This is a genomic window from Microbacterium sulfonylureivorans (genome assembly GCF_003999995.1).
GTDB classification, from domain to species: domain Bacteria; phylum Actinomycetota; class Actinomycetes; order Actinomycetales; family Microbacteriaceae; genus Microbacterium; species Microbacterium sulfonylureivorans.
In genome coordinates this window covers 14,382-25,814 of record NZ_RJAD01000003.1, presented here as the reverse complement: position 1 = coordinate 25,814, position 11,433 = coordinate 14,382, and the positions used below count along the sequence as shown (strand labels likewise).

At 69.4% G+C, this 11,433-nt stretch carries 8 protein-coding genes and 2 riboswitches; of the genes, 6 read left to right on the top strand and 2 right to left on the bottom strand.

Annotated features, from left to right (window positions below):
• Positions 1–3: 3 nt before the first annotated feature.
• On the bottom strand, positions 4–717 hold the full coding sequence (locus tag EER34_RS13655; protein ID WP_127475719.1) for an NUDIX hydrolase: 714 nt from the start codon (positions 715–717) through the stop codon (positions 4–6).
• A 124-nt stretch (positions 718–841) separates the two neighbouring features.
• On the opposite strand from EER34_RS13655, the gene EER34_RS13650 reads away from it, so the two are divergent.
• From EER34_RS13650 to gcvP, 4 genes are all read left to right on the top strand, one after another.
• On the top strand, positions 842–2,011 hold the full coding sequence (locus tag EER34_RS13650) for a MarP family serine protease (RefSeq protein ID WP_127475717.1): 1,170 nt from the start codon (positions 842–844) through the stop codon (positions 2,009–2,011).
• A gap of 44 nt (positions 2,012–2,055) precedes the next feature.
• Positions 2,056–2,152: riboswitch (glycine riboswitch) on the top strand.
• A gap of 1 nt (position 2,153) precedes the next feature.
• Positions 2,154–2,275: riboswitch (glycine riboswitch) on the top strand.
• Between the two features lie 46 nt (positions 2,276–2,321).
• Positions 2,322–3,446 (top strand): glycine cleavage system aminomethyltransferase GcvT, encoded by a 1,125-nt coding sequence (gcvT, locus tag EER34_RS13645; protein ID WP_127475715.1) that lies wholly within the window; start codon positions 2,322–2,324, stop codon positions 3,444–3,446.
• 28 nt (positions 3,447–3,474) lie between these two features.
• Entirely contained in the window at positions 3,475–3,858 is a 384-nt protein-coding gene (gcvH, locus tag EER34_RS13640; protein WP_127475714.1) for a glycine cleavage system protein GcvH, read from the top strand.
• Complete coding sequence (gene gcvP / locus EER34_RS13635; RefSeq protein ID WP_127475712.1) at positions 3,855–6,755, top strand: aminomethyl-transferring glycine dehydrogenase; 2,901 nt, start codon at positions 3,855–3,857, stop codon at positions 6,753–6,755. Before gcvH ends, gcvP begins: the two co-directional genes overlap by 4 nt.
• Before the next feature lie 48 nt (positions 6,756–6,803).
• On the opposite strand, the gene EER34_RS13630 is transcribed toward gcvP, so the two are convergent.
• Positions 6,804–7,595: a CPBP family intramembrane glutamic endopeptidase gene (locus EER34_RS13630; protein WP_240642371.1), complete on the bottom strand. Its 792-nt coding sequence runs from the start codon at positions 7,593–7,595 to the stop codon at positions 6,804–6,806.
• Between the two features lie 214 nt (positions 7,596–7,809).
• On the opposite strand from EER34_RS13630, the gene EER34_RS13625 reads away from it, so the two are divergent.
• Together EER34_RS13625 and EER34_RS13620 are read left to right on the top strand one after the other, a co-directional pair.
• Positions 7,810–9,675 carry an ABC transporter family substrate-binding protein gene (locus EER34_RS13625; RefSeq protein ID WP_127475711.1) on the top strand — a complete coding sequence of 622 codons (1,866 nt, stop codon included), beginning with the start codon at positions 7,810–7,812 and terminating at the stop codon, positions 9,673–9,675.
• A gap of 222 nt (positions 9,676–9,897) precedes the next feature.
• The gene (locus tag EER34_RS13620) at positions 9,898–11,433 is read left to right on the top strand and encodes an ABC transporter permease (RefSeq protein WP_127475709.1); all 1,536 of its coding nucleotides are present in this window, start codon (positions 9,898–9,900) and stop codon (positions 11,431–11,433) included.

Genomic DNA, 11,433 nt, shown 5'->3' with positions numbered 1-11,433 from the left:
CTCTCAGTGGCGGGTGTCGAGCGGGCCGCGATCGGACAGCTCGACGTCCTGGTTGTAGCGGTACAGCCGCGCGGGTCTGTGGCTGCCGGTGCGGAAGCGGTCGGTCGGGATGAGGGTGCCGGCGTTCTCGACCTGGCGACGGAAGTTGGCGGGGTCGAGACGACGGCCGAGGATCGACTCGTACACCTCGCGCAGTTCGGCGAGCGTGAACTCGTCCGCGAGGAGGCCGTGCGCGATGCGGCTGTAGCCGACCTTGTTGCGCAGGCGCCAGAGGGCGTAGTCGACGATGTGGTTGTGGTCGAACGCGAGGCGGGGGAGCGAGGCGGCGTCGAACCAGGAGACGTTCTCCACGGTCTCGTCGGGGATCTCGTCCGGGCGGATCAGCGCCCAGTAGACGATCGACACGACCCGGCTGGGAGAGCGGTCGACGGCTCCGAACGCGTAGAGCTGCTCGAGATAGCTCGGTGCCAGCCCGGTCGTCTCTCCGAGGGTGCGGGATGCCGCGGCATCCAGCCCCTCCGTCACGTCGAGCCAGCCTCCCGGGAGCGCCCACAGACCCTCGTGCGGATCGCGCGTGCGGCGCACGAGCGGCAGTACGACGCTCGCCGCGTCCGATCCGGGGACGCGTCGCAGCGTGAAGATCACCGTCGACACGGCGACGCGCGTCGCGTCGACGCCGGTGGCGGGCGCGGGGCTGAGGGTGCTGGTTCGTGTCATCATGACTTTTACTCCGCCACCATCTTAGTGTCATGCTGACACGAAGGGCAAATGGCGGCCGTCACACAGCTTCGATGCGTACGCTGGCGCTCCGCCCGAGCCCCGACTTCACGCAGGAGGATGAATGTCCCTGGTCGACATCGTCCTCGTCGTGCTTCTCGTCCTGGGGCTCGTCGTCGGAATCGGTCGAGGCCTCACAGGCAGCGTCGGCCTGCTGCTCGGTCTCGCCGTGGGAGGCTTCGCGGCGTACTGGCTCGTGCCTCTGATCAACGACGCCTGGCCGTGGCAGCAGTGGCGTCCTGCGGTCGTCCTGGTCGCCACCGCGGTGCTGGTCGTCGGGGGAGCGACCCTCGGGGCCGTCGTCGGCTCCGCCCTGCGGCGCGGCGTCGACCGCACGCCGCTGCGCGTCTTCGACCGCATCCTCGGCGGCGTCGCCGGGGTCGTCGTGGCCGCCGTGGCGATCTCGCTCGCCGGCGCGAGCCTCGCCGCGACCGGGATGCCCGTCGTGTCTTCGGCGCTGTCGTCCTCGACGGTGCTGCGCACGATCGACCGCGTGATGCCGGCCCCGGTCACCGCCGCGCTCTCCGAGCTGCGGGGGTTCGTGCTCGACGAGGGACTGCCGGCGCTCGGCGACCTGCTCGAGTCAGGGCCCGTGACCATCCAGCCCGTCGACCTGGATGACCCCGCCCTGACGCGGGCCGCGGCATCCGTCGCCCGGGTGTCGGGCACCGCGTACTCCTGCGGCCGCAGCTCCACCGGCAGCGGATTCGTCATCGCCCCCGACCGCGTGGTGACGAACGCGCACGTGGTCGCGGGCGTGGAGCAGCCCGTCGTGGAGCTGCCGGGCGTGCCGGCGCGGGAGGGGCGCATCGTCTACTTCGATCCGGTCGACGACCTCGCCGTGATCGCGGTCGACGACCTGGGCGTCGCCGCGCTGCCGTTCGCGCCGACACTCGAAGCCGGGTCGCCGGCGGTCGTGCTGGGCTACCCGCACGGCGGACCGTTCACGATGGTCTCGGCGGGCGTGCAGTCCACGGGAACCGCGCCGGTGCCCGACATCTACGACGAGTCGGCGGCGCCGCGCGAGATCTACTCGCTCCAGGCCGCGGTCCGCCCCGGCAATTCGGGGGGCCCGCTGCTGACGGAGGCGGGAGCGGTGGCCGGAGTGGTCTTCGCCCGCGCCGAGGACGACCCCGAGCGCGGCTACGCGATGACGATGGCCGAGCTGACGCCCGTGGCGGCGGAGGCGGTCGAACGGACCGATGCCGTGTCGTCGGGACGCTGCACCGGCTGACCGCCGCGCGCCGGGTATGCTGGCACGGCAAGTCAATACGGCCCACGACCCGGGCGGGAGAGCCTCGGCAGCAGTCATGCCGAGCACCGAAGGAGCAAGCCTCCCCGCCAATCTCTCAGGTACGCGTACCGTTCGGGTGAGGCCGACTCTGGAAAGTGGCTGCGGGCGCCTGCCCGCAACCCGCCGAAGGTGAAAGCCGCAGCATCCGCTCCACTCGGACGGATGCCGCGACGAAGCTCTCAGGCCCATGACAGAGGGGGAGTTCCACGGCGCCGTCCGGCGTCCGCCCGATCGCGAAACGGGAGAACTCATGACCGACCCCCGCACGACTCCGCTGCACGACCGCCACGCCGCCCTGGGCGCATCCTTCACCGACTTCGGCGGCTGGTCGATGCCCGTCCGCTACACCTCGGATCTGGCCGAGCACCACGCGGTGCGCACGGCGGCCGGGCTCTTCGACATCTCCCACATGGCGGAGTTCCTCATCGAGGGGCCCGAGGCCGGAGCCTTCCTCGACTATGCGCTCGCCGGGCGACTGTCGACCCTCGTCGACGACCAGGCGAAGTACAGCCTCGTGCTCGACGCGGACGGCGGCATCGTCGACGACGTGATCGTCTACCGTCACAACGCGGAGCGGCTGATGGTCGTCGCGAACGCCGGGAACCGGGATGCCGTGGCCGAGGCCTTCGCCGAACGCTCGGTCTCCTTCGACGTCGAGGTCGATGACGCGACCGATCACATCGCGCTGATCGCGGTGCAGGGTCCGGCGTCGCAGGCGATCGTCGAGTCGACCGCGGGCATCTCCGGCGTCCGTTCCCCCTTCGGCGAGCTGAAGTACTACCGCATGACGCACGCCGAGTTCACGGCGCCGGGCGAAGAGGCCGTGCCGATGCACATCGGACGCACCGGCTACACCGGCGAGGACGGGTTCGAGCTGTACATCCGCGCGACGTCGGCTCCGGCCCTGTGGGACGCCCTCCTCGCCGCGGGCGAGCCGCACGGCCTCGTGCCCGCGGGCCTCGCCGCACGTGACACGCTCCGCCTCGAAGCGGGCATGCCCCTCTACGGCCATGAGCTCTCGCTCGACATCGTCCCCGCGCAGGCCGGGCTGTCGCGCGTCGTCGCCGCAGACAAGGACGACTTCGTCGGCCGTGCCGGGCTCTCGGCTGTCGTCGCGTCCGACGCGCCGGTGCTCGTCGGACTCGTGTCCGACGGCAAGCGCGCCGGGCGGGCGGGCTACGCCGTGCTCCACGGCGACGACACCGTGGGCGAGGTCACGAGCGGCGCGCTGAGCCCGACGCTCGGGCATCCGATCGCCATGGCCTTCGTCTCGCCGACTCTCACCGAGCCCGGCACCGAGCTCTTCATCGACGTCCGGGGGACCCGCATCCCCGCGACCGTGACCGCCCTGCCCTTCTATCGTCGAGCCCAGTGACCGACGCGAGCATCCACCGGAGGAACAAGTGACCGACCTGAACAGCCTCAAGTACACCGCCGAGCACGAGTGGATCGCCCTGGACGGCGACGTCGCCACCGTGGGCATCACCGATTACGCCGCCGACAAGCTCGGCGACGTCGTCTTCGTCGAGCTCCCCGCGGTCGACTCCGGCGTCTCCGCCGGCGACGTGTGCGGCGAGATCGAGTCGACGAAGTCGGTCGGCGAGCTCTACGCTCCGCTCACCGGCGACGTCGTCGCGGTGAACGACGCCGTCGTCGACGACCCGTCGCTGGTCAACTCCGACCCGTTCGGCGAGGGCTGGCTCATCAAGCTCAAGGTCGACGCGGCCGCCGTCGCCGACCTCCTCGACCGCGACGCGTACGTCGCGCTCACGGGCGGCGACGAATGACGGCCACGGTCCCGGAGGCTCTCGAGGGGTTCGCGGCACGCCACATCGGAACGGATGCCGCGGCCCAGCGCATCATGCTCGACGCCCTGGGCTACGACACCGTCGACGCGCTCGTGCAGCGTGCGGTGCCGGCATCCATCCACGTCGCGCCCCGCGAGACGAGCGACATCCCGCCCGCCGCGACGGAGGCCGAGGCGCTCGCCGAACTGCGGACGCTCGCGTCGCAGAACCGCGTCGCGCGCCCGATGATCGGGCTCGGGTACTACGACACCTTCACCCCGTCGGTGATCTCGCGGAACGTGCTCGAGAACCCCTCCTGGTACACCGCCTACACGCCGTACCAGCCCGAGATCTCGCAGGGGCGACTCGAGGCGCTCATCAACTTCCAGACGATGGTGACCGACCTCACCGGGCTCGAGACCGCCAACGCGTCGATGCTCGACGAGTCGACGGCGGTCGTCGAGGGCATGCTCGTCGCGCGGCGCGCCTCGAAGTCGGCGTCCAACGTGTTCCTGGTCGACGCCGACACCCTGCCGCAGACCAAGGCGCTCCTCGAGCACCGGGCCGAGGCCGTGGGGATCGAGCTGCACTACACCCCGTACGACGCGTCGCCGCCCCCCGCCGACATCGACGTGTTCGGGGCCTTCGTGCAGTACCCCGGCGCGTCCGGCCGCGTATGGGACCCGTCCGAGGTCATCGCGGCCGTACACGCGCAGGGCGGGCTGGTGGTCGTCGCGGCCGATCTGCTCGCGCTGACGCTGCTGCGCTCGCCGGGCTCGCTCGGCGCCGACGTCGCCGTCGGCACGACGCAGCGCTTCGGCGTGCCGCTCGGCTTCGGCGGTCCGCACGCCGGCTACATGGCCGTGCGCGCGGGCCTCGAGCGCCAGCTGCCAGGACGCCTCGTCGGCGTGTCTCAGGACGCTGCGGGCCACCCGGCCTATCGCCTCGCCCTGCAGACCCGCGAGCAGCACATCCGCCGGGAGAAGGCCACCTCGAACATCTGCACCTCGCAGGTGCTGCTGGCCGTCATGGCGTCGATGTACGCGGTGTACCACGGCCCGCAGGGGCTGAAGGCGATCGCGGCCGACGTCGCGCGCAAGGCGGAGGCGCTCGCCGAGCGCCTCCGCGAGTACGACCTGCACCTCGTGTCGGACTCGTTCTTCGACACGATCCGCGTCCACACGCCCGGCCCGTCGGCCCGTGTGATCGACCGCGCCCGGTCGAAGGGCTACCAGCTCTTCCGCGTGGACGATGCCACCGTCGGCGTCTCGGTCGACGAGACGACGACCGCCGACGACCTCGCCGCCGTCGCGTGGGCGTTCGGCCTGCCGGACGCCGACGAGCACGACGTGCGCGACATCCCGTTCGCGCAGGCCCGGCCTCTCGCCGGCGTGCCGGAGTCGCTCGGCCGCGTCGAGGAGTTCCTCACGCATCCGGTGTTCAACACGCACCGGTCCGAGACGGCGATGATGCGCTACCTCAAGCAGCTGAGCGACCGCGACTACGCGCTCGACCGCGGGATGATCCCGCTCGGATCCTGCACGATGAAGCTCAATGCGGCCACCGAGATGGCGGCCGTGTCGTGGCCGGAGTTCTCGCGCGTGCACCCGTTCGCGCCCGAGGCCGACGTCCACGGCTACCTCGCGATGATCGAGCAGCTCGAGGTCTGGCTCGCCGAGGTCACCGGGTACGACGCCGTCTCGCTTCAGCCCAACGCCGGCTCGCAGGGCGAGCTCGCCGGGCTCATGGCGATCCGCGGCTACCACCGCGCGAACGGCGATGTCGAACGCACCGTGTGCCTCATCCCGTCGTCGGCGCACGGCACGAACGCGGCCTCGGCGGTGCTCGCCGGGATGAAGGTCGTCGTCGTCGCGTGCGACGAGGCCGGCAACGTCGACCTCGACGATCTCCGCGCCAAGATCGAGGCGCACGCCGATCAGCTCGCGGCGCTCATGATCACCTACCCGTCGACGCACGGGGTGTACGAGCACGACGTGCTCGACATCACCCAGGCGGTCCACGACGCGGGCGGCCAGGTGTACGTCGACGGCGCCAACCTCAACGCCCTCCTCGGCTATGCGCGCTTCGGCGACCTCGGCGGCGACGTCTCGCACCTGAACCTGCACAAGACGTTCGCGATCCCGCACGGCGGCGGCGGGCCCGGCGTCGGGCCGGTGGCGGCCAAGGCGCACCTGGCACCGTATCTGCCCGGGCATCCGCTCGCGCAGCGCGCCGACCACGCGGGCGGTGTCTTCGAGGGCGGCGCGATCTCGGCCGCTCCGCACGGCTCCGCGGGCATCCTGCCGATCTCGTGGGCGTACGTCCGCATGATGGGCGCGCAGGGGCTGCGAGATGCCACGGCCGCCGCCGTCCTCGCGGCGAACTACATCGCCGTGCGCCTGCGCGACCACTACCCCGTGCTCTACACCGGGGACGGCGGCCTCGTGGCCCACGAGTGCATCCTCGATCTCCGTCCGCTGCGCGAGGCGACGGGCGTGACCGTCGACGACGTGGCCAAGCGCCTCATCGACTACGGCTTCCATGCGCCGACGATGTCGTTCCCCGTCGCCGGCACGCTCATGGTCGAGCCGACCGAATCGGAGGACCTCGGCGAGATCGAGCGCTTCATCGAGGCCATGATCGCGATCAAGGCCGAGGCCGACGCGGTGGCGGCGGGGGAGTGGCCGGCGGGGGACAATCCGCTCGCCAACGCCCCGCATACGGCCGAGTCGGTCGTCGTGGGCGAGTGGAACCACCCGTACTCGCGCGAGACCGCCGTGTACCCCGTGCACGCCCTCGTGCGCACGAAGTACTGGCCGCCGGTGCGCCGCATCGACCAGGCTTACGGCGACCGCAACCTGGTGTGCGCCTGCCCGCCGATCGAGGCGTTCGCCTAGACCCTGCAGCGGTGACGGGATGCCGGGGCTCCGGCATCCCGTCATCGACTATGCGCTCGGGCTCGGCGCCGGAGTCGGCGTGCCCGACGGCGCGGGGACCGGACCGAAGATTCCCGGCCAGAGCGCCACGGCGAGGGGATAGCCGACGAAGGCGATGATGTCGATCAGAGTGTGCGCGATCACGAGCGGCATGACGCGCCCCCAGCGGCGGTAGCACCATCCGAACACCACCCCCATGGCGAAGTTGCCGACCATCGCCGGGAAGCCCTGGTACGCGTGGTAGGCGGCGCGCAAAGCCGCGGTGGACAGGATGATCGTCCACCAGCCCCAGCCGAGGCGACGCAGCCGATCGAAGAGGTAGCCGATGAAGATGACCTCTTCGGTGAGCCCCGCGCGCACCGCCGCGAGCAGCAGGATCGGGATCGTCCACCAGGACGCGTCGAGCGGCGACGCCTGCACCTGCACCGAGAGACCGAGCGCCCGACCCAGCGCGTAGAGCCCGAGACCGGGGATGCCGATCACGGCGACGAGTGCGACGCCGCGGCCGAGATCGCCGCCGAAGCGGCGGAAGTCGAGGCCGATGCGGCGGAACGCCGACATCCCGGGCTCCCACAGGAAGAAGATCGCCAGAGCCACGGGAACGAGCGCGAAGCCCTGTCCGAGGAACTGGTAGAGCACGTCCCAGAACTCCTCGGCGCCGGCCGACGGGTTCAGCGCGGTCTGCTGGTCGCCGAGCGCGACGTCGCGCTGCAGCGCCTGGATCAGCGCCAGGACGGAGTAGATCGCCGACCGTCCGACGGACAGCAGCAGGACGAGCGCGATCTCCCAGCGCAGGCGCACGCGGGTCGCATGGTCTATGGGGCTGGTGCCGGGCAGATTCCCAGACGCGAAAGCATGCACGTTGTCAGATTGTCACACGCACGTAGCGTTGAGTTAAGGATATGTAACGGTTTGCTGTTCTGTTTTGCCATGTCCGCACGCCGTGCTTAGTGTGTCCGTGTCCGTGTCCAGAGCTGCCACAGGCTGGGCACCTAACCCTTGCACAGGAGGAAATGTGAAGATCGCGCGTCTTATGGCGGGCGTGGGGGTCGTGGCTGCGGGAGCACTCGTGCTTTCGGGTTGCGGCAACCCATACCAGTCGGAGGTCGTGGAAGGCACCGAGATTACCACCGCGTACAACTCGGGCTTCTTCCACTTCAACGACGACAGCTCGGCCGGAAACAACACGGCCAACGGCAATGTCAAGTACATGACCGACACCAGCTTCGCGTACTACAACAACACGCCCGAGCTGGTGCGCAACACCGACTTCGGCGAGTACGAGCAGGTCAGCGAAGACCCGCTGACCGTGAAGTACACGATCACCGCTGACGCGGTCTGGTCCGACGGCGTGCCGATCGACGAGGCCGACATGCTCCTCCAGTGGGCCGCGATGTCGGGCAACGTCAACGAGGCGTTCTCGCCCGCTGCCAGCACCGGCTACAGCCTGGTCACCGAGACCCCGGAGACGGGCGACAAGGAGATCACGTTCGTCTACGACGAGCCGTACGTGGACTGGGAGCTCGTCGGACCGCTCGGCGTCTCCGCCCACGGCACCTACGCGCTCGCCTTCCCGGACGAGTACGCAGACGTCCAGGCCGCGTACGACACGTGGAAGGAGTCGGACTCCGAGGACGACTTCAACAAGTACACCGAGGCGTCCAAGACGTTCGCCGAGGACGCCAAGGAGAAGGTCGTCACGGCCATCACCGAGGGTGACGAGGAAGTCCTCGCCGCTCTGGGTGACGCGTGGAGCAACGCCTACGGCTACACCACGCTGCCCGACAGCCCGGCTGCCGCGCTGACCAGCGGCCCGTACGTCGTCGACGACATCGTCGAGGACCAGTACATCTCGATCGCCGCGAACCCGCTGTTCACGTGGGGTCCCTCGCCCAAGTTCGAGAAGATCACGATCCGCACGATCGCCGACTCGACCACCGCGCTCCAGGCTCTGGAGTCGGGCGAGCTCGACATCTGGTCGGGCCAGCCGACGGCTGACATCCTCCAGCTCGCGAACGAGATCGACACGGCGACGGTTCAGACCGGCGTCCAGGCCTCGCACGAGCACGTCGACCTCACGGTCAACAACGGCGGCCCGTTCGACGCGGCGACCTACGGTGGCGACGAGGCGAAGGCTCTCGCCGTCCGCCAGGCGTTCCTGAAGACCATCCCCCGCCAGGAGATCGTCGACAAGATCATCAAGCCGCTCAACCCCGAGGCCGAGGTCCGCAACACCAACCTCGTCTCGCAGGCCGACGTGGAGCGCTACCCGATCCTCGCCGACAGCAACGGCTCGGCCGACTACGCCGAGGTCGACATCGACGGCGCCAAGGCGCTGCTCGCCGAGGCCGGCGTGACCGGTCCGGTCGAGGTCGGCTTCTGGTACCCCGAGGGCAACGTCCGTCGTGGCCAGGAGTACGAGCTGATCGCGGCTTCGGCTGCTCTGGCGGGCTTCGAGCTCGTCGACGAGAGCGAGCCCGACTGGGTCTTCACCGACCCGTCGCAGGAGCCGATCAACCCGCACGACGCCACGCTGTTCGCCTGGTCGCAGACCAGCCTCGCCGTGGGTGGATCCGACCAGATCTACGCGTGCTACGACGACCCGATGGCCAAGGGCGGAAACTACAACGCGTTCTGCAGCGAAGAGGTCACCGAGGCCCTTCACACGCTGAACGTGACGTCGGACTACGACGCACAGACGGAGCTGCTCAAGACCGCTGAGGCGGGCATCTGGGCCGACGCCGTCACGCTGCCGATCTTCCAGTTCCCGGGTCTGCTGGTCAACAGCGACAAGGTGACCGAGGTCAAGGCGATGCCCCTGAGCCCGGACTACTTCTGGAACTTCTGGGAGTGGACCCCGGTGGGCGCCGGCGCGGAGTAATCCCTGCCATGCCGGGGTGGGCGGGTCTCCCGCCCACCCCGGCAGACATCGTTTGAACTGTGGGTGCCGAGGCGAACCCTTGGCACCCACAGTCATGTCCGACCGGGCCTGCGCGCACACAGATGCCACGCAGCCCCCTTCGTAGTAGTTTTGGGGCGCCGCACCGGCGCTCCGGGACGGACGTAAAATCATGACTTCAGCCCCATATCCGAGAGGGCTTCCGTGCTGACCTTCATCCTGCGACGACTGGGCGCCATCGCCCTCGTCCTTCTCGTCGCCTCCTTCATCGTCTACACCCTGACGGCGATCACCGCAGATCCGCTGGCTGACCTCAAGGGCAGCAATGCTCCCAACCGTCAGGAGATGATCGACAACCGCGTCGAGCTGCTGCGGCTCGACCTGCCCCCCGTCGTCCGCTACTTCACGTGGCTGGGCGGCGCGGCCAAGTGCTTCATCGGCCAGTGCGACCTGGGCATCGCGTTCAGTCGCAGCAACCAGCCGGTCACCGAGGCGGTCGCCTCTGCGGCGTCGTCGACGATCCAGCTCGTGACCGCGGCGACGATCGTGGCCATCATCTTCGGCCTCACGATCGGCATCCTGACCGCGCTCCGCCAGTACAGCGGCTTCGACTACTCGGTGACGTTCCTCACGTTCATCGTCTACTCGCTCCCCATCTTCTGGGTCGCGGTCCTCCTCAAGGAGTTCGGCGCCATCCGGTTCAACGAGTTCCTCGCGGATCCGCAGGTCTCGATCACCGCGGTGCTCATCACCGGCCTGATCGCCGGTGTGATCTTCATGAGCATCATCGGCGGCTCGTGGAAGAAGCGCCTCATCACCTTCGCGTCGGCCTTCGTCGCGGCGGGTGGGCTGCTCGCGCTCCTCGGGATCACGGGCTGGTTCGCCGACCCGTCGATCGGCATCATCGGCGTGATCCTCACCGGCATCGGCGCCGCGGTCGGCGTCACGGCGATCTCGACCGGTCTCGCGAACAGGCGGACGCTCTACTCGGCGCTCATCGTCGTCGGCGTGTGGGCCGCGCTCTACTACCCGATCCAGTACCTGTTCTTCTACGTCCCCACCGGCTGGATGCTCGTCCTCATGGGCATCGCGGCGATCGGCATCGGCATCGGCGTGGGCGTCCTCGTGGGCGGCGACGGCAAGAAGGAGGCCGCCCGCACGGCGGCGATCGTGAGCTTCATCACGTTCTTCGTGATCGTCGTCGACCGCGTCATGCTCGTCTACACGGACTACGTCGACCGCATTCCGCAGAGCGGTGTCATCGCCACGATCGGCTCGAAGACCCCGGGCCTGCAGGGCGACATGTGGTTCCAGATCCTGGACGGGTTCGCGCACCTGGTGCTGCCGACGATCGCGCTCGCGCTCGTCTCCATCGCCGCGTACACGCGCTACTCGCGCTCGAGCCTGCTCGAGGTCATGAACCAGGACTACGTGCGCACTGCGCGCGCGAAGGGACTCACGGAGCGCACGGTGGTCGTGCGCCACGCGATGCGCAACGCGCTCATCCCGATCGCGACGATCATCGCGTTCGACATCGGCGCCCTCATCGGCGGCGCGGTCATCACCGAGACGATCTTCGCGTGGAAGGGCATGGGCGCCCTGTTCGTCGACGGCCTGAACGCCGGCGACGTCAACCTCGTCATGGGCTTCTTCGTCGTGACGGGTGTCCTCGCGGTGATGTTCAACCTCATCGCCGACCTTCTCTACTCCGCCCTCGACCCCCGGATCCGGGTGAGCTGA

Excerpts from the sequence above, each read along its gene's own strand:
- EER34_RS13655 (WP_127475719.1), bottom strand. The coding sequence starts at position 717 with ATGACACGAACCAGCACCCTCAGCCCCGCGCCCGCCACCGGCGTCGAC.
- EER34_RS13650 (WP_127475717.1), top strand. The coding sequence starts at position 842 with ATGTCCCTGGTCGACATCGTCCTCGTCGTGCTTCTCGTCCTGGGGCTC.
- gcvP (WP_127475712.1), top strand. The coding sequence starts at position 3,855 with ATGACGGCCACGGTCCCGGAGGCTCTCGAGGGGTTCGCGGCACGCCAC.
- gcvT (WP_127475715.1), top strand. The coding sequence starts at position 2,322 with ATGACCGACCCCCGCACGACTCCGCTGCACGACCGCCACGCCGCCCTG.